The sequence below is a fragment of the Cytobacillus sp. NCCP-133 genome (genome assembly GCF_026011715.1).
In the GTDB taxonomy this organism is placed as follows: domain Bacteria; phylum Bacillota; class Bacilli; order Bacillales; family Cytobacillaceae; genus Cytobacillus.
Genome location: NZ_BRVM01000023.1, coordinates 24,321 through 47,980 on the forward strand (window position 1 = coordinate 24,321; position 23,660 = coordinate 47,980).

The following is a 23,660-nucleotide window of genomic DNA, read 5'->3' on the forward strand; positions in this document are numbered from 1 at the left end:
ATACTTGCCCAATAAAGTTTCATTAAATCTTCTTTTGAGGGTAAGCCTTCAACAAAACGCCCTTTGCCACCATCAAATCTCTCTTCAATATAAGCAAATAAATCACTTGATTTTCTAGGTTAAAAACGAATACTTTATCACTAAACACAGGAAATCGATAGTATGGTTTTTCATAAGCTTCCAAATCTGCTTTAATAGCAAACTTAAAATCAATCCACTTTGATAAATTTGCCGGTCTGAAACGTTCTGTTAATTCTGGAAATAAATCATCGCTATCCGAATACCATTTGGTTGCTGTCTTATGATTTAAACCTTCCTTAAAGCATCTAAAAAAATCGTAGCCAACCGCAAACATTATTTCCAAGTGGAATATTATTCTGCTTAACCAAGTCGGTGTTTCAGTTACTTTTATCGGATAATCGAATAAATATATGAACCAAGAGTACACTACACATAAAACTAATGTGGGGTTTTAATGACATGAAACAGATTATTCTCTGGTCACTCTTGATATTGCCTTGGGCGTCCTTGTTCTTTTTGAAAATGGATACTGTACGCAGGTACATGCCGGTCGCTTTATTTATGACCGTTATTCATACCTTGGCATATCAAGCGGCTTACCATTACGGATGGTGGAAAGAGACAGGTTCCAGTCTGTTCGGGTGGGATAAAGTCGTCCCGGTTCCTTGGGTGTATGGGGCATATTTAGTTATAGTTATCTGGGTATTCAGCTTCACTTTCGGAAAATTTTGGATGTATTTGATTGTCAATATACTATTGGACGGGTTATTTATGTACATTGTTTACCCGGTATGGCAACAGATGGGGATTGTTTCGAGTGAATCGACTATGTCTACAATAGCTATTGTTGCTATGATGGTCGGTTTTGCGATCATCATCTATCTGTATCAATTGTGGCAGGACGAAGTGTTGAAACAGCCCAAAGCGAATAAATGACCAAGAACTGACTTTACGTCCCCTTCATTGGAGAAGGAAAGCGAAGTAAATGCAAACATGAGATTTCCGAGTCGAAGAATTGTCCACGTTGGCTTCACAATAGCGATAACCTTGCTCCACAGACTGTACGAAGCAGTAGGTTCCGCACATTCATCATTGGTTTGACCTGCGCCTTTCTAGTTGAAAAAAAACGGAATAAAGAGGATATCCAGTATTAGGTATCGGAAAAATCCTTTATCCAAAGACTTTAAGAAATTTTTTTACTACAACCAAAAAACAAATGTGCGCTTTGGACTTACTTTATAGCCACTTCAATTGATGAAAATATGATACAGGATGGTATTCTCTCCCATATCTTCTGGAAGAGGAATTCCGGGAAATCGGGACATTAAACAGCTTGTACCTGTTGCAGATGTGCAGATTTGTGATGACCCTTCAATAAATGACCTTTCATTAATCGAACAAAAAATTTTAAATGGCTACGTCATGCTGACGATTGAAACAGAACTTAAGCATTTATATCCGCCAAGGGTTACAGATATGAAAGATGTGATTATCAGGCTTCCATTTCAAATGCAATCCAAGAGTCGGCTCTTTTGCGAACTAAAATTCCTATCCGCTTTAGCAAGAAAAAAGCACAAGAGAAAAAGAATATTGATGAATAACTCGGGAGCGGGAACGCAGTTTTACAGCAGCCAGTTACCAATCATGAAACGGGGGTGAACCAGATACAGGAGCAGCCAATACCAGACAGATTGAAGATATCTCCATTTCTAGTGTTTTATTTAATTATGTCCATGCAAATTGGCATTGGGGTTCTTGGCTATCAGAGAGTCATCGCAAAGGATGCAGGCTATGATGCCTGAATTTCCATCCTGTTTGCCGGGGGATGCATACATGTCATCATTTGGATGATTTATAAAATTGCCGAAACGGTTGATGGTGATTTTGTGACAGCCCATAAGTACCTTACAGGCAATTTGATCGGCAAAGCAATCAGCTCCATTTTCATAGGCTACTTTTTTTGTACGTCTTAGCTATAGTACGAACATTTATCGAGGTCATTCAAGTGTGGATGTTTCCGGAGCTTAGCACTTTCTGGTTCTCCTTTGGATTCATGATGCTTTGTACTTATATCATTTTTGGAGGGCTCAGAACGGTAGTGGGTATAGCCTTTTTCGGCCTAATATTGCCGGCTTATCTTCTTCTGACATTTGGCTGGGCCATTAAATTCTCAAATTTCTATAATCTCCTCCCAATTTGGGATCATTCAGTTAAGGAACTTCTCATAGGTTCCTACAATATGTCGCTTACCTTCATCGGTTTTGAGATTATTCTGTTTTTTTACCCTTTTATAAAAGAACCAAAGAAATCCAAAAAGTGGGCTCACCTTGCTGTATTAACCACTACCTTGATATATACTATTTTAGCAGTCATTACGTTTGCCTATTATTCGGAAGATCAGCTTGCTATACAGGTCTGGCCCACTCTGACCATGTGGAAAATTGTTGAAATGCCTTTTGTGGAACGTTTCGAATATATAGGAATTGCAAACTGGAACTTAATTATGCTTCCGAATGTATGTATTGCCATTTGGATTTGTTCTAGACTTATCAAAAGAATCTTTAATATTAGACAAAAAATCGGAGTGTTTTTTGTTATCAGTGCTTTATTATTATTGATTAACTTTATTAATACGCGCCAAGAGATTAGTCTGCTTAATGACTATTTTGGGAAAATAGGGTTTGGCTTTACATTCATTTATATCCCCTTGCTCTTTGCCGCCATCATGATTGCCAAAAGGGTAAAAAAGAAGATGAAAAAGAAATCAAAAGGCTTATCTTAATGTGTACGGTTCTGCTGCTTGCCGGATGTGTGGAAAAGGAGATAATTGATGATACCAATATTGAAGTAGCCGTTGGAAATGTTTATAACATGAAAGCTAATGATTACAACAGTTAAATAAATTGACTAGCATCTACCTTAGTGGTATTTCTCCCCTTAACCTGCTTTAACGTCGCTACGATCAAAAAACTGACAATCACTAATAATAGCCATGAACTCACCTTTCCAAGATGAACGAGACTCCATGCTTCAGCTTGGTTTGGGTATTCCCATGCTCTAAAATACGTTGCGATATTTTCGGCTATCCAGATAAAAAATCCGATGAGCAGAAACGAAAGTGCGAGCGGCATACGGTAACGCGTCCCGCCTACTTCATATACAGCCCATGATTGCCAAAAGACAATGATAACAAGTCCGGAAAGCCACCAGCGGACATCCATCCAAAAATGGTGGGTGAAGAAATTCAAATAAATTGAAGCAGCAAGCGGTACAACCACCAAAAACGGCGGCCACTTGACCAGTTCCACTTTTAGCCTCCTCCACGCCTGGCAAAGATAACTTGCTACACTGGCGTACATGAATCCGCTATACAAAGGGACGCCAAAAACTTTGGAGTACCCCTCTTCTGGGTAAGCCCAGGAACCCATATGTACTTTAAATAGTTCGAGGGCAAGACCAATCACGTGGAACAATGTGATGACCTTTAGTTCATCCTTTGTTTCAAGCCCCAAGCGCACCATCATCCACTGCATGAGAAGACAAATGATCAGCAGCCAGTCATATCGAGGCAGAAAAGGAAGCGGCAAGAATTGGGTTAATGCCAAGGAAGCAAAAATAGCGACAGGAAACAAGCATGATAGGGCCTGCTCCCACCCAAAACGAACAAGCTGCTTGAGTGCTCTTATGGTTTGTCCCTCTGTCTTATGAATGGCTGTATTCATGTATAACTCTCCTTTTTTTAATATAGGAAAAGGAAATTTCTCTTTTTTTCAATGTCCAACCTGCTCTAGTTATCTTTGGTGCCGTCAACGCTGCGGTATTCTAAAATATCTCCCGGCTGACAGTCCAATGCTTTGCAGATCCCTTCTAAAGTTGAAAACCTTATGGCTTTTGCCTTTCCATTTTTCAATATCGAAAGGTTTGCCATTGTGATCCCAACTCTCTCTGAAAGCTCTGTCACGCTCATTTTCCTTTTAGCCATCATCACATCAATATTGATTATAATTGCCATTGTATTCACCTCAGACCGTTAAGTCATTTTCTGATTTAAAATCGATTGCTTCTTGTAAAAGTTTTTGAAGGACAGCCGCAAAGACTGCAATTACCATCGAAGCAAACGGAACAACCAATCCGACGAAGATTACACCTGGGGCATCGTCCATTTCTGCAAACAGATAGAACATCGGCAGGACCAATACATGCAGAATGCTGATCGAAATAGCACAGTATTTGATATTCTTTAAAGCCTTTACAGATAAATTGGAGAAAGCTTCATTTTTGTCAATATAGCGCAAGAGTTTGAAAGCCTGAAATAATGCAAAGTAAAACGGGATCGCCGATGCATAAAAAATGATGGAAACGAGATATTTTATAACAGCGAACTCCGGAAGCAATTCTGCTGAAACATTCCCTAACTCAGGCACCAAAAAGATGCACAATGCAAGAACCGGGATTCCAATCAGAATGACTGCTATCTTTAAAAAGAATGTTGTTCCTTTTTTCATAAAAAGCACCTCACTATTTAATTTCAATTTGAATTTACCATGGTTTTTATCGTTTTTCAATAAAAAAATACTGTTTTTAATTATATTTTTATTGAAATATGTATTTTAATCGTTTTAGACAAAAGAAAAAAGCATTCCTCATAATGAGAAATGCCTAAATTATCTAGTATTGATGCAAACTTGTTTCTGTCGAAACTGCTTTTTTAATCATTGCAGCATCCTTTTCTTGAGCATTAGGTACAAAGAATTCCGTCCCCCAATGACCAGAATGACACACAGGTACTTTATCGTGAATCAAATCCACCGTAAACCACTTGAAATTGTTGTTGTCATCCAAATATTGATTCAATAGATAACCTGTAAGAGCTGAGTTTATTTCCCCTTTAAATATGGTGATATCCTGCATTTCAATCTTATTTATATTAAGGCATTTGATCTCTTCAACAACCTTATTTTCTTCATTCCAACAATGAAATTCAATCGTGTCTGCTTTTGATAAAAAATAATTTATTAATGGCATCCAATAATCATATTGATCATTGATTGGTTTAGGAAAAGCTGAATTAATACTTGTATAAGCAGGTATATGAAAAACTAAATTTCTTCCCATAACATCCCTCATTCCTAACTACTTACTTTTTTATTATATTGTGCTGTTCCATTAAACTTCTACTTTATATCCACTTTAGATCAAAAACATCATCTTTACGAAATAAACAGTAAAGTTGAAGAGAACATGGAAGTAGTTTGACTCTTTGGGATATGCCCTCCACCACTAATCTATTTAATATTTTCTCCCCTTTTACTGTACCCGTTAACATTTTTGCAGGATTTCTTAATACACTTCTTTTAGAGGTGATAAAAAGTGCCAAGAGTACAATATACCGACAGAGACGTTGCATTAATGGCAAGGATGATGAGGCAGAAGCCGAAGGTGAAGGAAAACTCGGGATGCTGATGGTTGGAAATGTAATTGTCAATCGCCGAAAAGCGAATTGTCTCGATTTTGAAGGTTTAAGGACCATACCGCAAGTGATTTTTCAAGTACAAGGAGGAAATTATTCTTTTGAAGCTGTGCAGAAAGGGAATGTTTTTTATAACAGGGCAAGAAGTGTAGGAAAAAGATTGGCCAAACAAACCTTAGACTATTGGAGAGCATCCTTCCAAGTTTGCTCTATGGTATTTTAATCCATATGCTCCATGTCCGCCTACATGGTACGATCAGCCTTTTTCAGGACAATTTAAACTGCATTGTTATTATGAACCAAAGGCTAATACATGTGAAGGTGCTTATACGTGGTAACAGCGGCCCTCGCGCAATGCGAGGGTTTTTGAGCTTTAAGTCTTCTTCACTCAAAGTAATATTCGTTTAAAGAAGAGAAGGAATTGTATACAAAAACATGGGATGTAAATTTTATTCCCCCCTGCTTTAAGAGAGCAATCCGAAAAAAAGGAGAAGCAGCTACTCCTTTTCCAAGAATATCAGTTTCTCGGATCTACGTAATCCGGATAATCCGTTATGAGATTGAGAGGGGGGAAAGCCGGGTGAAACTGTAGCGCTTCGGGCTGATTTTTAAAGGAAAGCTCTGGATTCTGATGTAAATAACTGCGTATTGCGATCATCTCATCTTTTCGTTCTTCCAGCACATTCAGCAATTCATCCATCATCAAGAACATCTCCTAACTTGCCCTGTCATTCTGCTAAAATATTCATGCAAAGTTGTCCTTTACCTAATACTAAAAAAGAAGGAGAGCATTGTGCAGATCAATTGCTCTCCTTCTTCTTTATAACTCCATATGTAATACAAGACTGGGACTATAAAACTCACCACATTCAGGCGGCTTGTTCTTAATTGTCCTTGTGTGCGGGAATGATGGTCCTGACCATTTTGATGAATATCAAACCAGTCAGGCCAGCCCCTTTTATATCACAAATAATGAAGGCTGCAGCTACCAGGCCATGTTTGAAAAATATCTTTTAAAGCATGGCATCCAGCATTTTCAGACGATGGAGCTATGGAGTATAGAGGCTATCAAGAAGGTGGTCATGAGCGGCCCTGGATTTTGAGCATTACCTTATATCACGGTTAAAGAAAAAGCAGAGAGCGGCAAGTTAAAAATCTTAGCCCATTCAGAAGAATTCGAGCCCTTTTATTCTCACATGTCCATCGAGAAGAAAAAATGGATATCCCTAGCAATAGAGGCTTTTAGAGATCATGTTTTATAATTAGCAGGTGAAATGGAGAATGATAGCCCTGTTCAAAGACAAAGATAGACTTAGCTCCTTTACGCTGAAAACATAATAAACCCCAATGGCGGCTTTAAAGCCGCCACCATCTACAATGAAAAAAATTCATCTCCTTCCCCAAAAGAAGTCTAACCCACAAAACCACTGTCCATAATGATCGTACAATACAACCAGGCTGAATGCTTTTTTGGTGGGTCTTCCACGAAGATACCCTGTATAAGAAACTGGTTGTGACAGTATTGAAGAACCATTTACTGTACGAATAGTACGTATACAAAATTTTTGCATCATTTCTACTGTCACCTGTATTGTTAATTTATTTTTTGAGGTGATTCTCCTATGGAAGCGATGATTGAACGGTGTGCAGGCCTAGATGTACACCAAGAAACGGTGGTAGCTTGTGTATTATTTGGACGATTAGACAGAAAGCCAGAAAAAACAATTGAAACGTTTGAAACTACGACCACGGATTTATTGGCATTAAGTGATTGGTTATCTGAACGTGAGGTAACCGATGTGGTTATGGAAAGTACCGGGGTCTACTGGAAACCCGTATGGAATATCCTCGAAGACACTTTCCGATTAGTTCTTGCAAATGCACGACACGTAAAAAATGTTCCAGGACGCAAAACCGATGTGAAAGATGCCGAATGGTTGGCGCAACTTTTACGATGCGGACTTATTGAGAGCACATTTGTCCCACCAGAGGATATTCGCGATTTACGCGATCTGACTCGCTATCGAAAAAAATTAATTCATCATCGTACCTCGGAGCGAAATCGCATTCACAAAATTCTTCAGGATGCCAACATCAAACTAACCTCGGTTCTATCAAATATTTTTGGTGTTTCAGGACGTAAGATTCTTGAGGCAATTATCAACGGTGAAAAAATTGAAACCAAACAGCTACACGAACTGGTGGATAAGTGAACAAAAGCAAGTATTGCAGAGATTGCAAGTGCCATCAATGGACGGATGCGCCGTCACCATCGTGATATGTTGAGTTACCACTGGGATCATATGAATTATCTAGAAAAAACAATTGAAGAGTTGGAAGAACAAATTGACAATCTTCTGTCTCCATATCGTAAACAGGTAGAATTGCTAGACACCATCCCAGGTGTAAACAAGAACGCAGCCGCCACATTTATCGCCGAGATGGGAGTTGATATGTCTGTAGTTAAATCCTCCAAACATCTTGCTTCATGGGCTGGCGTTTGTCCCGGAAACAACGAAAGCGCCGGTAAAAAAAACAAACAAAACCACACAAGGAAATAAAGCCTTGAAAACGATGGCTGTCGAATGCGTCCTGGCTACTTCAAGACAAAATAAGCGAATTTCGTCCCATAGGAAAAGGATTAGTAAACGTCAAGGAAAAATGAAAGGGCGCGTTGCTTCCGCCCATTTAATTTTAACAATCGCTTACAACATTTTAAAAACAGGTGAACCCTATCAAGAACTAGGACCAGATTACCTCGCAGAGGGCACTTGACTCCTGCGGGAGGAGTGGGACAAGTGAGACCCCACAGGCGCGCCCAGGAGGCTCTCCGCCCGCCCCGCGGAAAGCAAGTGACTACAGCGGAAATAAACGGGCAAAATTCTTAGCAAAAACAACAATCAATGAAAAAAGATTTTATTAAAAAAGTGCCAGCTCCCTATGAACTGGCACTTTTCGTTATTTTAGCGCGACGCTTTTGACGGCTGGCACACGTCACATTTGCGCTGGTGATTGTTTTTAAATTTCGTAAAGGTTTTTTCGATTTGGCTGCCGCATCACATTGAAATAGGAGCTTTTGTGAAAAACCGTGATATTCCGTTGTTAATAGCTTACTTTCCGAATTCTTCTCAACGAAATCTTTAATTTTACTGAATCTTTAATTTTACTGATTGTCCTTCGTTTATTCATACTCTTACACCTCCATCATTTTATTGATCAGCAGAGGCTTTTTTGGCATCCGCTCCATTATGAGCGGGATCGTAATGAAGGTCATCATTATGGCATGTTCTAGCAAACAATGAAACAAATCCTTTAAACATATATGTTTCCTTCCAAATAAGCAACTGCCTTACCGGATAATTTCACTTTATCGCCTATATCCTCACAATAAAGCTTTCCGCCCCGTTCTGATAATTGCAGTGCCGTAAATTCAGTCTTATTTAAAACCTTCTTCCAATAAGGAACCAATGTGCAATGGGCAGAGCCAGTAACAGGGTCTTGCAGGGTCGTACATTTCTCCGGCTGCCATTTTCTCTTTTTCCGTTTTCATTTCTATGACATGCTTTCAAGAAGAATGCTCAAGTCTAAACAGTGCACCTTGTCCCTCTTAACATCTGACATATTTCCGTTTAAACCCAATCCTCCCTTTATCAACTTCCTTTTGAATATTTTCTGATGCGCGCAGGAGACTGCTTTTTTTCTTGTCCCGCTTCATTTCTACCGGGCCTATCGCTTTTGCGGTCTCTATTGCTTTTTCATGGAGCGGCAAATAAGATACACCCACGGTATAAACAAAATTATTCATGGCGGATTTCGTGCGCTCCGGTGAATCGTGAATGGTATCTTTCACTTTATCAAGCATTTCGGCCAGCTTCTCTTCGGAAAATTCAGCGTCGGGCCGATTTCCAAGAAGCCAGCAGTAGCAGCTCCAGCCCCCTGACATCTTCAGCTCTTCCCCGCTTTCAATCCATTTATCTGCAACCTCTTGTGCGATATCAGTTTCAGACAATGTAACGGCCACAACATAATCGGACAGCATATAAAAATAGGCATCATCCATCCAGCGGTCAAAATCGGCCTCCGTCATCGCTTCAGGATCTGCTATGATGCCTGCAAAGTACATGGCATCGTAGTTCCCTGTAGCGTAAAGCTCCTCCGCCAAAGGCTGATTTCTTTTTATTTTTTTGGCGATTGGCTTCATGGCGCCTGTAGCCACGCCAAAAACCGGCTCATGTGCACCATTGGATATGTACATCTTTTTAGTCCGTTCCTTGCCGAGAGCTTCCAGCTCCTGCATAACCGTCTGTAAATCCATCGTTTACCCCTTCCTTCTGCTATAGAAATTGCACTCCAGATTTATATTAACCAATGCGCCTCAAGAACCCAAGTATTCGGTTTCCAGTTCAGTCTCCTTTACTTCCTTATCAAAATAAACCTTATAGGCTCTGGCGTCCCGACTTGAACTTACGATTCGGCTGACCTCTTCCTCTATATAATGGATCGCCACTCCATCATCTGCTGCTATACCCGGCTTTATTTTACCAGCAGCCAACAATTCATGATAGGCAGGCCTTCTTTCCGCTTCTCCATCGTAATGAGGGCAATTGCTTCCCTTCAAGAATCCCAGGCATGTCAAAGGCTCCAGTTTATCACCATAAGAATCCGTTACCCCCTCTTCAAACCAGCAAATGGAGCCTGCGCTAATGCCGGCTAATAAAATCCCTTGATTCCAAGCCTTTCGCAAAATGCTGTCTAGTCCCCATTCTTTCCATAAAGCCAATAAATTCTTCGTATTTCCGCCTCCAACATAAATGATGTCTTTATCCAGTATAAATCCCTCTATATCTCTTGTAGGCGGTTTAAATAGTGATAAATGGGAGGGATTGCACTTTTGTTTTTTAAAAAAGTCATAAAACCACTGAATGCAAACTTCTGAATCTCCTGTAGCCGTAGGAATATAACAGATTTTAGGATTTTTTTTACCTGACTGCCGCAGAATATATTCATCCAATAATGGATTCTCCGGCTCCATAGAAAACCATCCGCCTCCAGCCATCATGCCAACTGAAAAAGCAATTTCAATGGCAGTCAGTTCCCATACATCCCCACCAAAGGTACGGGTGACCTGCAAAGGCGTCAGAAAGGCAGCAGGCGCCATTAGTACGATGAATATGGCAAAGAACAAGAAAAACTTCTTCAGGAAAGGGTTACTATTCACATATTGCAGCCCTTGTTTAAAGTCGCTGAAGTAGCTCGTTGTCTGTTTTGCTGCTGCTTTTTTGTGCACAGCGATTTTTACAAACGTCAACAGTGTCACAATGGCAATCGCCGCTGTGATGACATCGATGAAGAAGATGATCTCAAGTGATGCAGCTGCCAGCAAAACCGCACTGACCATTGGCGAAACAAACATAATAACCGCTTGAATACTTCCGTTGGCTCCGTTTACCTTTGTGAGCTTATCCTTAGGGACAATCTGCGGCAGAATCGCTCCGACAGCTGGTGTCTGGATTCCTGTTCCGAGGGCTCGAATGGCAGCCATGGCAAACAGAAGCCATATCGATTCATTTCCATTATGAAGAGTATGGTTAGAATCAGCGTTAAAAATGCGATAAGACCATCTGCCAAAATAATCAGCATTTTCCGGTTGTATCGATCCGCCCAGACACCTGCAACCGGTAACAAAAAGAAGGTGGAATAAACCCGCAGATGATGAACAGTGTCATCATCAAACCTGATTCTGTCGTTAACGTTATATGCCACATAATGGCATATTGTACGAGGGACGATCCAAAAAGCGAAATCCTCTGACTGCTTAAAAAGAGAATAATATTCTTCAGCCAATTCTCCTGAAGATTATGATTGACTGTACTCATAATTTATCACTCATTTCTATATTAGTGAATTATCGCGTCTACGGGCAGGATAACTCCCGGTTCAAGACCAAAGAAATCATAGGAGAAAAAGTGGAAGTCAAACTGCTCCATCCAGCTGAGACTCCTAGAAGCTCTCTGGTCTAAACCAATCAGCGAGGAATAAAATCCCTGCTGATTGAAGTTTCACTTAATAAAACAAGCTTTGCCTATGTTCAATTGAATTCATTTTATTCTATTTCTAAAGACAGCAAAAAAGAGGCGACTTTCATCCCTCTTTAAAAATAACCGCTAAAGTTTGGGTTCCTTAAAAAGACAGACCAATCCCTTTGCTCTGAACATAGGCAGAGCTTTCAAACGTATACTATGGCCGAATTATATTCCCTCAAACTGAAGCCGTTAACATTTTTGCAGGATTTCTTAATACACTTCTTTTAGAGGTGATAAAAAGTGCCAAGAGTACAATATACCGACAGTGACGTTGCATTAATGGCAAGGATGATGAGGGCAGAAGCCGAAGGTGAAGGAAAACTCGGGATGCTGATGGTTGGAAATGTAATTGTCAATCGCCGAAAAGCGAATTGTCTCGATTTTGAAGGTTTAAGGACCATACCGCAAGTGATTTTTCAAGTACAAGGAGGAAATTATTCTTTTGAAGCTGTGCAGAAAGGGAATGTTTTTTATAACAGGGCAAGAAGTGTAGAAAAAAGATTGGCCAAACAAACCTTAGACTATTGGAGACAGCATCCTTCCAAGTTTGCTCTATGGTATTTTAATCCATATGCTCCATGTCCCCCTACATGGTACGATCAGCCTTTTTCAGGACAATTTAAACTGCATTGTTATTATGAACCAAAGGCTAATACATGTGAAGGTGCTTATACGTGGTAACAGCGGCCCTCGCGCAATGCGGGGGTTTTTGAGCTTTAAGTCTTCCTCACTCAAAGTAATATTCGTTTAAAGAAGAGAAGGAATTGTATACAAAAACATGGGATGTAATTTTATTCCCCCCTAATGTAGCCCATCTTGGTGCAACAGCCTATGCACCTGAAAATACGATTGCTGGTTAAATTAGGAGACCTGTTCGCCTTTCACCTGCATATGAACTCCTTTTCCCAGTTCTTACTTGCCGTTTTCTAACTTCCACTCCCCCCCAACACATTTCTATTGACAGTTCAAGACTCCCTTCTATACTGTAGAATTATAAAAACAAACACTTGCGAATGACTGCTGCGGGAGAGAACGTATCGTACGTCACCGAAGGGGCAAATCTTTAGGAAAGATGAATCTCTCAGGTAAAAAGACCACAGCGGGACGCTACTCTGGAGAGCGCATGATCCACCCACGGGGCAGGCCTTCTAAATCGGTAAACCTCTCAGGTACAAGGACAGAGATACTTGATTAGGGGGATTGTATGGTTTGGGATGTATTGAACGTGATTGGAACCATTGCATTTGCAATGAGCGGGGCAGTCGTTGCGCTGGAAGTAAAATACGATATTGTTGGCGCCTATGTTCTGGGATTAATTACAGCATTTGGCGGCGGAGCTATTCGAAACCTTTTTACTGGCATTCCAATCATAGAATTATGGCAGCAAACCACTCTTTTCATCGTTGCTCTTATCACCATCAGCATCGTCATCTTATTGCCAAGAAGCGCCGTTCAGCTTCTGACGAAATGGAGTATTTTTGACTCAATTGGCTTGTCAGCGTTTGCTGTTCAGGGGGCTATGTATGCACAATCCATTGACCTGCCCTTATTTGCTGTTATGTTTTCAGCTGCCATAACCGGTGCCGGCGGAGGAATGATCCGTGATGTTTTGGCTCAGCGAAAGCCCATTGTTTTACGAGATGAAGTATATCTTCTATGGGGTGTTTTTGCCGGGTTTATTATAGGCATGGATTGGTTATCAGATTCCTATCATTTCTATATTCTTTTTACGATTACTTTAATGCTGCGGGGAATATCGCATCGTTTCAGCTGGAGATTGCCTGCCAGATCTATTCAAAAACAATAGGAAAATTTAAAAGCGGGATCCGATATATAATTTCTCTAAACCAAAATAGCTCACTTCAGCGTGAGCTATTTTGGTTTCTATTTTCAGCTGAAAATTGATAATGACAAAGTATTTCACACCTTCAAACGGATTCGTTTTCATTCTTGTTCAAATAATTGCAAACAACATATCCCCTTAATTTTACACAAGCCTGGGACTCTATAACCCGCCACACTGGGGAGATTGGTTCTTATCTCCCTCAGCGAAATCGCAGCCTTCTTCAACTAACTCAAGTCCGTAGTTTGTATTGCTTATCTCATTTAACTCTTCGTTTTGGGTGTCCTCAGGTTTTTCTTTATAAATTCTCATGACTTTCCTCCAGAGTTTTTATTTAAAAGTTTTCTCTTTGAGGTATAAGATTATTCGTAAATCATTCTCTATCCATTTTTCCAATGGACATACAGCCGCGGGGTTTCCTTTATACTTTACGTCTGTGAAGGCGTCGATTTGATAGATTGGTATTCTCATATTCTCCAACTCCCACAAAATTCATTTAATAAGCAGCTATTATGTAAATAAAATATTTAAAAGTCAGTCTTATCTTTCTCTTAGGATAAGTTGCAGATGAGGCTTGAATATCCTTAACCCACGTTACAGTCGAACGAAAATTGACCTCGATGACAGCTCTCCCATCAACTTATATTACTTGGCTACAGTTCAAAATGCACCTGATCCCGTTCACACTATAGTTCATGATAAATCTGTTCTTTTCCTATTATTGAATAGTTTCACAAATATTAAGCATTCTAAACTGTGAACGGGAGGTGAAACAATTTGTCAAATCAAAACAGTAAGTCAGAGAAACAAAACACAAATTCATTAATAGGTAATGGTCAAGGTTCAGGATCAGAATATCACAGAGAACGTGCTGGTAAAGTTGAGGGATACGGTCAGCCGGATTCAGTTAATGGTGTAGAGAATAAAAACCGATAACAATGTATAATTCTGTTTAAGAGTGAATTAATCTTTAGTTCACTCTTTTTGCTTCATAGTTCTGTCCAATACGACTCGATTAAAGAAACCTGTCCCCTATAAATCTTTATTCCATCATGAAAATGGATGATGTATTTGCTTTGAAACGATTTACGGAGCGGGTTTGACTTTAATCCCAATGACATAATCAATCTCAACATCAGTTACATCTTTATCCCTCAAATATTATTCGTTTTTAAAACTCATTTCATAGGTTAATGTTTTTTCCTCTTCCTCAGCCTTAAGTCCATTTCATGAACCTCTGGCAGGGCTTAAACGCCTGCCATTAATACAAAAGCAGTGTGCACCTGTTTTGGATGCACACTGCTTTTTGAGTCGTTTAAATTCACCCATGTATCTCCTCAAAAGCCTGATAAAGGTTGGCTTTTATTTGTATCCCATTTAGCTTAATGCCAAGGGTTACAATTGTCTGCGCCACTTCTGGACGAATTCCAGTAATGATTGTTTTTACACCGACAAGGGAAAGGGCTTCGATTACCTTAAATAATTGATCTGCCACCATCGTATCGACAATCATGACACCTGACAAATCCAATATGAGATGTGACAGCTTGAGCCTCACAGAATGTTTTAATGTTTCTTCCATTAAGAGCTGTGCCCGGTCTGTATCAATGTTCCCGATTAGCGGCAGGATGCCCACCCCTTTAGAAAGTGGTACTACGGGAACTGATAATTCAAGGAACGCTTGCTTAGCATTTTCCAAAGTTACCTGATGATATTGGACATAGGATAAGCTGAAACAATATACCGCATGATCCAGCAGGGGATCTATCAGATAAATGACTCTAAATACCTCTGCTGCAGGCATATCATGCTCAGTCATGATTTCTTCTATTGCTTTCCAAATATATTTCCGATAGTAGCTTGCGTCCTTTAATGCTTCATCCAAAGAAATGCCAAGTTTAAAGAAATATTCGCCTGTCTCTTTGCCCCATTGATCTATTTTTGTATGATTCTTTTCTTTATTGTGATAATCGATTATCGCTTCACCGAACAAGCCAACAAAATCAGAGCGAATTTGGATAATCCGCTGTTCGATCATGGCAAACTGACTTCTCTCCAATACTGTCATCTGCACGCCGCGTATACGCTCTTCATGCAGCTTTTTTGCTATGCTATCTTTCTCTTTCAAAATCTTTTCCCCGATAAAACGCATCTGATTGCTCATTTTCTGCCCCCAAAATATCCAAATTTAACTAGATCATTCTCTCTCAAGCATATTTCTTTACCCGAATTTGAAGCTGTTAAACCTGGTTTCCTGATTTTTTAAAAATATTGGACAAGAAATAAGAAGGGGGTTCTCTTATAATCTTCATGGCCACCTTTCTCCTGGCTCGAATCCCTTTTCCGGCTTCATGAACCCTTCATGGCCATCTTTCTCCCGGCTCGAATCCCTTTTCCGGCTTCATGAACACCGCATGAAGACCTTGTTCCTTGCCCCACTCCGTCTTCCGGCTTCATGAACATTCCATCACGCCCATCTTCCCAACTCCGCTACCCTTTCCGTCTTCATAAATCCACCTAACAGAATCCTCAAACAAACTCCCACTCGAATTCCCTTCGCACTCTGCCCTGCCCATTTTCCCATGGACAATCACCTGCCTTATCATAAAGCGAATATATTGTAGGAGTCATAAGGGGGTGATCAGGATCAGCGTTCTTTACACAGCTAAATCCTCCGATCGGCACAAGCTCGAGGAATGGGAAAGAACGGCATTGGAAAACTTCGTGACAAAGATGGCTGATAAAGAGAAACCTTTCCCATGCATCCCGGCCACAATAGGGTTTGGCAAAAATCAGCTGCGGTATGGGTTTGCGGATGATCCAAGGGAAGAGTCCTCCGTGAAACAAGTGACCGCACTTCTGAAAGAATTCACCGAGCAATCCAGAAAGTTTGGACACTACACCTCCCTTATCGTCTTCTATAAAACACCCGAAGATTTGAAGGATTCTTTTATAGTAGAAAAATTTGAGCTGCTGTTCTGGCAGCAGTTAGCGAGTATAAGCGAAATCGATGAAATGGAGTGGCCGAAAGAGATTCCGAAAGACCCTTATAATCCGATTTGGGAATTCTGTTTTCATGGAGAAAAATTCTTCATGTATTGCGCGACCCCTGCCCACAAAAACCGGCAAAGCCGCCATTTTGATTGCATGATGCTTGCCATTACACCGAGATGGGTTTTGCAGGAATTCATGAAAAAGAAATCGATTGCCGCGAGAATGAAGGAACAGGTTCGAAAACGACTAGAAAAATATGACATAATTACAATTCACCCCGACCTGAACAGTTATGGAGCTGCAGATAATCTTGAATGGAAGCAGTATTTTTTAAGGGACGATAATACAAGGATTTCCAAATGCCCGTTTCAACGTTTTCTAAGGATGACAAAAAGGACCTAGAATACACGCTACTGCGAGTTTTCTAGGTCCACCTGCTATTTATGTAATATTTCGTTCATAGTGAAGAACAGAAGTTTATTGCGCTTCTCCTTAGGAATCGTCATAGCAGTATGGCATAGACTGAACCATCAATACCGGCAGTCCTGACAACTATATGTCTACCGTGTTCATTTTACCCTCGCCACCCCAAGTGCTAAGTTTTCCCATAAAATATGATCAATTTGTTTCCCTTCTTCATCCTTACATTCAATGATTAATATAACTTCAGCTTTTTTTCCCTTTAGAGTAGGCTTACTTTTTTTTATTTTGACCAGAATCAGATCAATCATAAAACCCAATAAAAACCCGCCGACAGCTCCAATCATGCCCCAATAGATAGGTCCCCAGTCCAGGATGAATCCTCTGCTGGCACCAACAACCGAAAAAATCACGGCAAGGAGCATTCCTTTATTGATCAGCGTTTCGCCATCCGATGAGTGAATCGTATCAAACATTTTCAAGTCTTCCTTGCGATTATCTAACGGGATGGCAAAAATATCCTGAATCCCTTGCTGCTCAAGCTTTCTTATGGCCTGTTCGAGATAGGGTGAATGGTCAAATGTAGCAAAAATCTGCATTTATTCCACCTTAATGCCTTTCTTTATTAAGAATGAATTGGACTGATAATACTTTCGTAAGTGACGTTTTTGCTCGGCATCATACAAATTATTATTTTCTACTGCATTCATGTAGGAATCAAAAATGGTAAAAAAATAGAACGATGGCAAATACAGGAGCCATTGCATATCCAATACACTTGACGATTTTTCAATCTCTCCAAGCAAGAGATAATGAAAGCCTTCTATGAAATGGGAAAAATGAATAAAGACAACCGTCATCACAAACGTGAAAAGTGCGGAAAATATCCGATGAATATATAATTGTCCAAGTCCTGGAATCGTCATAGACCATAAAAAAGCCGCCATCGGTTTTCTTTTATCGAGATAATTTACTTCAAACGGTTTAATCACCGTTCTCTCGATAGATGCTGAGTCTTTTTCGTTCAATAAATAAATTTGGTTCATATCAACGGTAGATCGATAACTGTCCCAAATCGCAAACAGGTAAACAGGTATGTACATGTGCATATACCTGACATCCAATACTTCCTTTGCTTTTTCAACTTCTCCAATAAATGAATAGACCATCGCTGAATTCAGCTTGATCATTTGGTTAATGAAAAGTTCCCATAACACTAAAGCAAAGCCCCTCAGATACTTGTTCAAAAGGAGATGTCCAAATCCCGGGAAAACAACTGACCACATTGCTATGACAAAAGGATTGCGCAAATGGATTTGCGTGGTGCCAAAAATGCTCAGGTGAGCAAGCTTTTTTACAGGTTTTTTCATTTTATATGTGTGGCCCATTCACCCACCCCATAATTGCAAATATCTATGCTGATATTTTCTATCAAAACCGTTTGTTTCATGCAGATACTTTTGGAAAAAGTTGTTTCCACCGTCTTCCTCCCGTAACTATAAGATTGATTCCCAATATTTAACACTCATATCTCGAAGATAACTTGATAAATAATATCAAGGAGGTGATTAGGTGGATAAGAATAATTTAAAACTCACATCTTCTGAAATAGGAACACTTTGGGGAGAATTTATAAATGGTACAATGACAGATATGGTTAATCGATATATGGTCTCCATTATTGAAGACGAGTCGATTAAAGCCATTTTTGAGGAAGCTATTAAGATATCTGAAAAGCAAAAGCAACAAATCGTAACCTTTATAGAGAAAGAAGGGTTTCCCGTTCCGATTGGATTTAATGAGTCCGACCTCTTCAAAACCAAGCAGAGATTATTCACAGATGTTTTTTGCTTGAATTATTTACATATCATGACGTTACATGGTTTGCTGGGACACACCACTTCATTTGCGGTTTCTGTTAGAAAAGACTTAAGGGATTTTTACGATTCCTGCGATAACGATGCAAAAAAGATGTATCATCAAACAATTGAGTTATTGCTCGAAAAAGGAAATTTTCAAAGAGACCCTTTATTTTATCCAGATAAAAAACCTAAATTAGTTACCAGCGAAGATTTTACAGATGGGTTTTTCGGAAAAGGCAGAACATTAACAGCGACAGAAATCATTAGTATATCTTTCAACCTCAAAAAAAGCATTATGTCCAAAACACTTTCAATCGCATTCAGTCAAGTCGCTCAATCCAAAGAAGTAAGGAAGTTTTTAACCGATTCCGGGGAAACAGCAGATGGACAAATAAAAAAGTTTTCTAAAATAATGCAAACAGACAATTTACCCGTACCGAAATCCTGGGAAACAGAAGTGACATCTTCAACGGATCCACCTTTTTCAGATAAGCTAATGTTGTATCATATTGGCTTCCTGTTCCAAGCTGCCCAAAACTATCATGGGACAGGATTAGCCTCAGCCATGCGCACAGACCTTATAACCGCTTATGAAGGAACTATTTTAAAAAACCTTATGGTTACAAAAAAGTGGTTTAACCTCATGGCACAAAACAAATGGTTAGAACAACCGCCACTTGCTCCTAATAGAAAAGAAATTGCAGAAGAAATTGAATAAAAAATGCAAACACTATCTTTTTTTTGGCCGATAAAGTTAGGTAATACGATGTTACCGCACTGCCTGCTTGTACCTTTACGCTAATTAACCAGAGCCGTGACAAAAGAAAGCGCAAGGCGCATTGCCCGCGAAGAAACGCAGACTAAGAGCGCAACGTCCTGTGGCAACGTCTGCATGACCCCCATCCTCCCAAAAGCTAAGTCAATGGAATATAAATTCCGATATTACAAAAAAGCCAGGAGGACCTGTCCCCTGGCTTTCGCATATACCTGAAAACTAATCATCCTGATTTTCTTTTTCTCCATTATCTTCTATTCTATCCGGTATCATAATCTGGATTTTATCTCCTTTGGACTTGGATGCATAGGACTTTATTAATTCTGCTACATCAATTCCTGTCATTTCTTTTAATGGTTCTTGCATATCCACCATTGTTTTCGTAATGCTCTTTCCAAAAGAAGGGATTCCTTGGCCGTTACCCGAATCAATAATTTTAATGGAGTCAATATTAGTAAGTGGCTGGGCAATCTTTTCGGCAAAGACCGGCAGCATTTCAATCAATTTCTCTGTGATAATTACATCGCCGTGTTTTTCCATTGCTTCCGCTAATAGCTTTCGAGCTTCCGCTTCGGCTTTACCGCGTTGGCGAATAACATCGGCTTCGGCAGAACCTTATTCCCTGCGTATCTTCGCTTTCGCTTCTCCATCAATTTCCGCTTTGCGAGCCTCAGCTTCCGCATTTCTGGTCGTTTCATAATAGGAAGCATCTGCTTTTGCTTTTCGAACCTTGCTTTCTTCTTCTTCAAGCTTAACCGCACGCTCTCGCTCAAGATATTGCAGCGTTAACTCTTCTTCTTTCACTTCTTTTGAAAGTTTTGCCTTTTCCAGTTCATAAGATTGTTCAGATTTCGCTCGAGCGCGTTCTGTTTCTTCCATGAACGCTGCATCTTTTAAATCCTTCTCTTTTTTCGACTCAGCAATGGCAATTTGACGCTTATATTCTTCTTTTTTGGCTTCTTGATCTGTTTTCGCTCGATGTATTCGGGTTTCTCTTTCATTGTCTGCTTCAGCAATTTCTGCCTGCTTGCGAACCTGTGCAATCCGCGGTCTTCCCAGATTCTCTAAGTACCCGTTCTCTTTATCTGCATCGCGGATATCTGTAAGTCCTAAAGCTGTAATTTTGAAACCCATTAAATCCAGTTGTTTCTGCGCGATTTCTGATACATCATGATTGAATTTCTCACGATCGTTATTAATTTCCTCAACCGTCATCTTCGAAAGGATTGCCCGCAAATTACTCCCGAGAACTTCGATAATTCATCTTCAATCTCTTTTTGCTTCTTTCCTAGAAATTGCTCGGCATAATTAGCAATTCCATTTAATGTATCAGCAACTTTGACCATTGCCACGGCATCCGCAACAATGGGCACCCCGCCATTTGTGTAAACTCTTGGGGTAGCAAGCTTCAATTGAAAAGACGTCAGATTTACCGGGGTAGATGTTTGGAAACGCCTTAAGAGGTAGCCTCCACCTCTGATGATTTTCATACTGCGTCCCTCAGAGTCTGTGAAAATATTGGACTCTTTTTCTGGATCGCCTAACCTGGGACCTGTAATAATTAGGGCTTCGTTTGACTTAGCTGTACGATATCGAAATTTCACCCAAAAGAAGTAGCCTATTCCCCCTATTACTGCAATGATGAAAATCGGAATTAAGATCATAACCCCACTTATAAACTCAAACATCCTATTCTTCCCCCTTACAAAGAATTTTCTAATGTACCTGCTTTAAGCAGGAAACTAAGCATTATAGCCTTGCTTCAATAGTGAATACGGTTTTCCAGATATAAAGTTTCAAAAAATTTAATTATCTGAAACCTTTTCAATACGTTGCAGTAGGAAGCTGATGTAGCGCGAAGTGACCGATATATGAAAAAAGTGACCGATAAACCTGGGATTTAACCGATATATTGGAAAAGTGACCGATAAAAATGAAATCTGACCGATAAACTGGTGAAAGTAACCGATATAGAAGGCCGATGAAAAGGTGAGGAAAAATGAGCCCCTCTTTTTCAGTTTTTATAGGACTTATTTTTAATATTTATCGAGATTGTACTGCAAATACTTCTCCGGATGAACTCATACATCCATAGGTAGGGTCTTTTATCTATTATCACGGCCGATTCATAACTTGGATCACAAAAAAAGACTGCCAGCAAGTCAGATCATAGATCCACTGATTCACTGTGCAGTCCTTTCATTTCTATATTTAATTAGTATGGATCCGCTTCGTGGCTTTTCTTCACAGCGTCTTTTGCAGCTTCGTTTGCCGAAAGTGTTCCTAGGCCACCTTGACCATACTTTGATTTACCTGCTTCACGTCCCGGCAATTGGTTATCCGCCTTTATCTCTTTCATTTCTTTCATCTTCACTTCAATGCCTTCCTTTACACGGCGCCCATATTCTTCATCAGCTTGTGTGAAGTGCTTAATCATGGCATCCTGAATACGTTTGTTGCATGCCGCAAGCGCTTCCGACAGATTTTTGATCAATTCATCGCGCTCCCAATCGTCAAAGCTGCGGTATGTGTGGCCTGCTTGACCATAGTTATTTGGACGGTCAATTGGTGCACTCATCACTGCCCCATTGTATGATGGCTGGTGCGGCGGGTGATTTTCACTGCTCGCTTCCTCAAATCCTCCCAGCATGGATGGCTCATAGTTAATATGAAGATTATCTCCAAATTCTTTAGGATCATGAACATCCATTTGTCCGCGATGCTGGTTCGTGCGGACAGGCGCTTTCGGTGCGTTCACTGGAAGTTTCAGATAGTTCGCCCCTATACGGTACCGCTGCGTATCGGAGTAAGAGAACGTTCGCCCCTGGAGCATCTTATCATCTGAGAAGTCCATTCCATCGACAAGAACCCCTGTACCGAAGGCGGCTTGTTCAATCTCCGCATGAAAATCGACTGGATTCCGATCAAGGACCATGCGGCCCACCGGCAGCCAGGGAAACTGATCCTCCGGCCAAAGTTTTGTATCATCCAGCGGATCAAAATCAAGCTCTGGATGATAATCATCCTCCATGATCTGGACAAAGAGCTCCCATTCTGGATAATCTCCATTCTCAATCGCTTCATATAAATCCTGTGTCGCATGCCCCACGTTCTTCGCTTGAATCTCGTTGGCCTCATCTTGTGTTAAGTTACGGATCCCTTGCTTCGGCTCCCAATGATATTTAACCAGGACAGCCTCGCCTTTTTCATTTACCCATTTATACGTGTTACACCAGAACCTTGCATATGTCGGTATGTAGCCGGAATTCCCCATGGTGAGAACAGGAACGTAATCATATGGGTTGCTTCAGGTGTGCGTGACACGAAGTCAAACATCCGCTCAGGATTTGGCACGTTAGAAGCAGGATCCGGTTTAAAAGCGTGAATCATATCAGGAAACTTCATCGCATCGCGGATAAAGAAAATTTTCAGGTTATTGCCTACCAAATCCCAGTTACCATCTTCCGTATACATTTTAATCGCGAAACCGCGTGGATCCCGTGCTGTTTCCGGCGAATCCTTACCTCCTGCGACAGTAGAGAAACGAACCATTAGCGGCGTTCTTTTTCCCGCTTCCGAAAATACTTTTGCTCGAGTATACTTTTCTACCGGTTCATCACCTGCTTTTCCATACGTTTCAAAATAACCGAAAGCACCGCTGCCTCGTGCGTGAACGACACGTTCTGGCACCTCTTCACGGTCAAAGTGGGAGATCTTTTCAATGAAATGATAATTCTCCAGTGTGGCTGGTCCACGATTGCCCACTGTACGGATATTTTGATTATCCCTTACAGGGTGTCCCTGGCGTGTTGTCAACGTTTCACGATTCACATCATCTTTGTTAGAAGCATTCTGATCTTTTTTCTCATCCAAAACGCAAAACCTCCTCAAAATACTCACCTTTATCTTTTCTTGTATTGGGAAAATTATGCAGGGATAAAGCCTCCTATTAAAATTTCAATTTATAGTCTCAATACATAGATCACTAAACATCGTTGCATGATTCAATACAAATCTCTAAATTCACGATGACTGCAAAGGCATTGAGTATGTAAGACCTAATAAATTTCCGTTTAGTGAACTACTCCCACCACATACCACCCCCTTGCTGGTTGCTTGAAGTGGGGGCTTCTTGGGTAATCGCCACTTTTGGTAGCTAACGAAATTGACCAAGCTACTTGAATTTTAGCTA

Annotated in this window: 23 protein-coding genes, 7 pseudogenes and 2 riboswitches; of the genes and pseudogenes, 13 read left to right on the forward strand and 17 right to left on the reverse strand. The window is 40.4% G+C overall.

Annotation, left to right across the window (positions count from 1 at the left end):
• Positions 1-22 precede the first annotated feature (22 nt).
• The gene (locus NCCP133_RS18985; RefSeq protein WP_264806835.1) at positions 23-364 is read right to left on the reverse strand and encodes a hypothetical protein; all 342 of its coding nucleotides are present in this window, start codon (positions 362-364) and stop codon (positions 23-25) included.
• A gap of 116 nt (positions 365-480) precedes the next feature.
• Between NCCP133_RS18985 and NCCP133_RS18990 the strand changes: the two genes are divergently transcribed.
• The 4 genes and pseudogenes from NCCP133_RS18990 (at position 481) to NCCP133_RS19000 (ending at position 2,803) form a co-directional block, all read left to right on the forward strand.
• The gene (locus NCCP133_RS18990) at positions 481-957 is read left to right on the forward strand and encodes a hypothetical protein (protein WP_264806836.1); all 477 of its coding nucleotides are present in this window, start codon (positions 481-483) and stop codon (positions 955-957) included.
• A gap of 336 nt (positions 958-1,293) precedes the next feature.
• A complete protein-coding gene (locus NCCP133_RS18995) occupies positions 1,294-1,680 on the forward strand; it encodes a hypothetical protein (protein ID WP_264806837.1) in 387 nt (128 codons plus the stop codon).
• 74 nt (positions 1,681-1,754) lie between these two features.
• Positions 1,755-1,994, forward strand: a pseudogene (locus NCCP133_RS21915) (GerAB/ArcD/ProY family transporter).
• A gap of 38 nt (positions 1,995-2,032) precedes the next feature.
• On the forward strand, positions 2,033-2,803 hold the full coding sequence (locus tag NCCP133_RS19000; protein ID WP_309298092.1) for a GerAB/ArcD/ProY family transporter: 771 nt from the start codon (positions 2,033-2,035) through the stop codon (positions 2,801-2,803).
• A gap of 112 nt (positions 2,804-2,915) precedes the next feature.
• On the opposite strand, the gene NCCP133_RS19005 is transcribed toward NCCP133_RS19000, so the two are convergent.
• The 4 genes from NCCP133_RS19005 to NCCP133_RS19020 form a co-directional block, all read right to left on the reverse strand.
• Positions 2,916-3,707, reverse strand: coding sequence for a DUF817 domain-containing protein (locus NCCP133_RS19005; protein WP_264806858.1), 792 nt, complete (start codon positions 3,705-3,707; stop codon positions 2,916-2,918).
• Between the two features lie 101 nt (positions 3,708-3,808).
• Positions 3,809-4,033 carry a helix-turn-helix domain-containing protein gene (locus tag NCCP133_RS19010; protein ID WP_264806838.1) on the reverse strand — a complete coding sequence of 75 codons (225 nt, stop codon included), beginning with the start codon at positions 4,031-4,033 and terminating at the stop codon, positions 3,809-3,811.
• Between the two features lie 10 nt (positions 4,034-4,043).
• Positions 4,044-4,526, reverse strand: coding sequence for a DUF2975 domain-containing protein (locus tag NCCP133_RS19015; RefSeq protein WP_264806839.1), 483 nt, complete (start codon positions 4,524-4,526; stop codon positions 4,044-4,046).
• A 163-nt stretch (positions 4,527-4,689) separates the two neighbouring features.
• Positions 4,690-5,136 carry a hypothetical protein gene (locus tag NCCP133_RS19020; protein WP_264806840.1) on the reverse strand — a complete coding sequence of 149 codons (447 nt, stop codon included), beginning with the start codon at positions 5,134-5,136 and terminating at the stop codon, positions 4,690-4,692.
• Positions 5,137-5,391: 255 nt separating this feature from the next.
• Between NCCP133_RS19020 and NCCP133_RS19025 the strand changes: the two are divergent.
• Positions 5,392-5,829, forward strand: a pseudogene (locus NCCP133_RS19025) (cell wall hydrolase).
• Between the two features lie 179 nt (positions 5,830-6,008).
• Here NCCP133_RS19025 and NCCP133_RS19030 read toward each other — a convergent pair.
• Positions 6,009-6,194 carry a hypothetical protein gene (locus NCCP133_RS19030; RefSeq protein WP_264806842.1) on the reverse strand — a complete coding sequence of 62 codons (186 nt, stop codon included), beginning with the start codon at positions 6,192-6,194 and terminating at the stop codon, positions 6,009-6,011.
• A 184-nt stretch (positions 6,195-6,378) separates the two neighbouring features.
• Between NCCP133_RS19030 and NCCP133_RS19035 the strand changes: the two are divergent.
• The 3 genes and pseudogenes from NCCP133_RS19035 to NCCP133_RS19045 all read left to right on the forward strand — a co-directional run.
• Positions 6,379-6,753: pseudogene (locus tag NCCP133_RS19035) on the forward strand (LysR substrate-binding domain-containing protein); the annotation flags it as partial.
• A gap of 360 nt (positions 6,754-7,113) precedes the next feature.
• Positions 7,114-7,704 (forward strand): IS110 family transposase, encoded by a 591-nt coding sequence (locus NCCP133_RS19040; RefSeq protein ID WP_264806843.1) that lies wholly within the window; start codon positions 7,114-7,116, stop codon positions 7,702-7,704.
• A 90-nt stretch (positions 7,705-7,794) separates the two neighbouring features.
• A complete protein-coding gene (locus NCCP133_RS19045; RefSeq protein ID WP_264806844.1) occupies positions 7,795-8,052 on the forward strand; it encodes a transposase in 258 nt (85 codons plus the stop codon).
• 402 nt (positions 8,053-8,454) lie between these two features.
• Here the strand turns inward: NCCP133_RS19045 and NCCP133_RS19050 are convergent.
• The 5 genes and pseudogenes from NCCP133_RS19050 to NCCP133_RS19070 all read right to left on the reverse strand — a co-directional run.
• Positions 8,455-8,636 (reverse strand): annotated as a pseudogene (locus NCCP133_RS19050) (hypothetical protein).
• Positions 8,637-8,803: 167 nt separating this feature from the next.
• Positions 8,804-8,995 (reverse strand): PhzF family phenazine biosynthesis protein, encoded by a 192-nt coding sequence (locus tag NCCP133_RS19055; RefSeq protein ID WP_264806859.1) that lies wholly within the window; start codon positions 8,993-8,995, stop codon positions 8,804-8,806.
• Between the two features lie 103 nt (positions 8,996-9,098).
• Positions 9,099-9,806: a DNA alkylation repair protein gene (locus tag NCCP133_RS19060; protein WP_264806845.1), complete on the reverse strand. Its 708-nt coding sequence runs from the start codon at positions 9,804-9,806 to the stop codon at positions 9,099-9,101.
• A 60-nt stretch (positions 9,807-9,866) separates the two neighbouring features.
• Entirely contained in the window at positions 9,867-10,550 is a 684-nt protein-coding gene (locus NCCP133_RS19065; RefSeq protein ID WP_264806860.1) for a peptidase E, read from the reverse strand.
• A pseudogene (locus tag NCCP133_RS19070) lies at positions 10,533-11,367 on the reverse strand (MFS transporter); the annotation flags it as partial. The gene NCCP133_RS19065 and the pseudogene NCCP133_RS19070, both read right to left, overlap by 18 nt.
• 447 nt (positions 11,368-11,814) lie before the next feature.
• On the opposite strand from NCCP133_RS19070, the gene NCCP133_RS19075 reads away from it, so the two are divergent.
• Both NCCP133_RS19075 and NCCP133_RS19080 read left to right on the forward strand, forming a co-directional pair.
• Positions 11,815-12,255 (forward strand): cell wall hydrolase, encoded by a 441-nt coding sequence (locus tag NCCP133_RS19075; RefSeq protein ID WP_264806846.1) that lies wholly within the window; start codon positions 11,815-11,817, stop codon positions 12,253-12,255.
• A 332-nt stretch (positions 12,256-12,587) separates the two neighbouring features.
• Positions 12,588-12,681: riboswitch (glycine riboswitch) on the forward strand.
• Positions 12,682-12,684: 3 nt separating this feature from the next.
• Positions 12,685-12,757: riboswitch (glycine riboswitch) on the forward strand.
• Positions 12,758-12,778: 21 nt separating this feature from the next.
• Positions 12,779-13,381, forward strand: a complete 603-nt coding sequence (locus NCCP133_RS19080) for a trimeric intracellular cation channel family protein (protein WP_264806847.1) — start codon at positions 12,779-12,781, stop codon at positions 13,379-13,381.
• Between the two features lie 198 nt (positions 13,382-13,579).
• On the opposite strand, the gene NCCP133_RS19085 is transcribed toward NCCP133_RS19080, so the two are convergent.
• Complete coding sequence (locus tag NCCP133_RS19085) at positions 13,580-13,729, reverse strand: hypothetical protein (protein WP_264806848.1); 150 nt, start codon at positions 13,727-13,729, stop codon at positions 13,580-13,582.
• Between the two features lie 465 nt (positions 13,730-14,194).
• On the opposite strand from NCCP133_RS19085, the gene NCCP133_RS19090 reads away from it, so the two are divergent.
• Complete coding sequence (locus NCCP133_RS19090) at positions 14,195-14,353, forward strand: hypothetical protein (RefSeq protein WP_264806849.1); 159 nt, start codon at positions 14,195-14,197, stop codon at positions 14,351-14,353.
• A gap of 385 nt (positions 14,354-14,738) precedes the next feature.
• Here the strand turns inward: NCCP133_RS19090 and NCCP133_RS19095 are convergent, their stop codons facing one another.
• A complete protein-coding gene (locus NCCP133_RS19095; protein ID WP_264806850.1) occupies positions 14,739-15,581 on the reverse strand; it encodes an STAS domain-containing protein in 843 nt (280 codons plus the stop codon).
• A 482-nt stretch (positions 15,582-16,063) separates the two neighbouring features.
• Here NCCP133_RS19095 and NCCP133_RS19100 point away from each other — a divergent pair, with 482 nt between their 5' ends.
• Positions 16,064-16,813 (forward strand): YqcI/YcgG family protein, encoded by a 750-nt coding sequence (locus NCCP133_RS19100; protein ID WP_442874295.1) that lies wholly within the window; start codon positions 16,064-16,066, stop codon positions 16,811-16,813.
• 167 nt (positions 16,814-16,980) lie between these two features.
• Here the strand turns inward: NCCP133_RS19100 and NCCP133_RS19105 are convergent, their stop codons facing one another.
• Both NCCP133_RS19105 and NCCP133_RS19110 read right to left on the reverse strand, forming a co-directional pair.
• The gene (locus tag NCCP133_RS19105) at positions 16,981-17,430 is read right to left on the reverse strand and encodes a hypothetical protein (protein WP_264806851.1); all 450 of its coding nucleotides are present in this window, start codon (positions 17,428-17,430) and stop codon (positions 16,981-16,983) included.
• Complete coding sequence (locus tag NCCP133_RS19110; protein WP_264806852.1) at positions 17,431-18,219, reverse strand: hypothetical protein; 789 nt, start codon at positions 18,217-18,219, stop codon at positions 17,431-17,433.
• A gap of 184 nt (positions 18,220-18,403) precedes the next feature.
• Here NCCP133_RS19110 and NCCP133_RS19115 point away from each other — a divergent pair, with 184 nt between their 5' ends.
• The gene (locus tag NCCP133_RS19115) at positions 18,404-19,411 is read left to right on the forward strand and encodes a DUF3231 family protein (protein ID WP_264806853.1); all 1,008 of its coding nucleotides are present in this window, start codon (positions 18,404-18,406) and stop codon (positions 19,409-19,411) included.
• 276 nt (positions 19,412-19,687) lie between these two features.
• Here the strand turns inward: NCCP133_RS19115 and NCCP133_RS19120 are convergent.
• Both NCCP133_RS19120 and NCCP133_RS19125 read right to left on the reverse strand, forming a co-directional pair.
• Positions 19,688-21,156, reverse strand: a pseudogene (locus NCCP133_RS19120) (flotillin family protein).
• A gap of 527 nt (positions 21,157-21,683) precedes the next feature.
• A pseudogene (locus tag NCCP133_RS19125) lies at positions 21,684-23,341 on the reverse strand (catalase).
• Positions 23,342-23,660: the final 319 nt, after the last annotated feature.

Excerpts from the sequence above, each read along its gene's own strand:
- NCCP133_RS18990 (WP_264806836.1), top strand. The coding sequence starts at position 481 with ATGAAACAGATTATTCTCTGGTCACTCTTGATATTGCCTTGGGCGTCC.
- NCCP133_RS18995 (WP_264806837.1), top strand. The coding sequence starts at position 1,294 with ATGGTATTCTCTCCCATATCTTCTGGAAGAGGAATTCCGGGAAATCGG.
- NCCP133_RS19000 (WP_309298092.1), top strand. The coding sequence starts at position 2,033 with ATGTTTCCGGAGCTTAGCACTTTCTGGTTCTCCTTTGGATTCATGATG.
- NCCP133_RS19010 (WP_264806838.1), bottom strand. The coding sequence starts at position 4,033 with ATGGCAATTATAATCAATATTGATGTGATGATGGCTAAAAGGAAAATG.
- NCCP133_RS19015 (WP_264806839.1), bottom strand. The coding sequence starts at position 4,526 with ATGAAAAAAGGAACAACATTCTTTTTAAAGATAGCAGTCATTCTGATT.
- NCCP133_RS19020 (WP_264806840.1), bottom strand. The coding sequence starts at position 5,136 with ATGGGAAGAAATTTAGTTTTTCATATACCTGCTTATACAAGTATTAAT.
- NCCP133_RS19030 (WP_264806842.1), bottom strand. The coding sequence starts at position 6,194 with ATGATGGATGAATTGCTGAATGTGCTGGAAGAACGAAAAGATGAGATG.
- NCCP133_RS19040 (WP_264806843.1), top strand. The coding sequence starts at position 7,114 with ATGGAAGCGATGATTGAACGGTGTGCAGGCCTAGATGTACACCAAGAA.
- NCCP133_RS19045 (WP_264806844.1), top strand. The coding sequence starts at position 7,795 with ATGAATTATCTAGAAAAAACAATTGAAGAGTTGGAAGAACAAATTGAC.
- NCCP133_RS19060 (WP_264806845.1), bottom strand. The coding sequence starts at position 9,806 with ATGGATTTACAGACGGTTATGCAGGAGCTGGAAGCTCTCGGCAAGGAA.
- NCCP133_RS19065 (WP_264806860.1), bottom strand. The coding sequence starts at position 10,550 with ATGATGGCTGGAGGCGGATGGTTTTCTATGGAGCCGGAGAATCCATTA.
- NCCP133_RS19080 (WP_264806847.1), top strand. The coding sequence starts at position 12,779 with ATGGTTTGGGATGTATTGAACGTGATTGGAACCATTGCATTTGCAATG.
- NCCP133_RS19085 (WP_264806848.1), bottom strand. The coding sequence starts at position 13,729 with ATGAGAATTTATAAAGAAAAACCTGAGGACACCCAAAACGAAGAGTTA.
- NCCP133_RS19095 (WP_264806850.1), bottom strand. The coding sequence starts at position 15,581 with ATGAGCAATCAGATGCGTTTTATCGGGGAAAAGATTTTGAAAGAGAAA.
- NCCP133_RS19105 (WP_264806851.1), bottom strand. The coding sequence starts at position 17,430 with ATGCAGATTTTTGCTACATTTGACCATTCACCCTATCTCGAACAGGCC.
- NCCP133_RS19110 (WP_264806852.1), bottom strand. The coding sequence starts at position 18,219 with ATGGGCCACACATATAAAATGAAAAAACCTGTAAAAAAGCTTGCTCAC.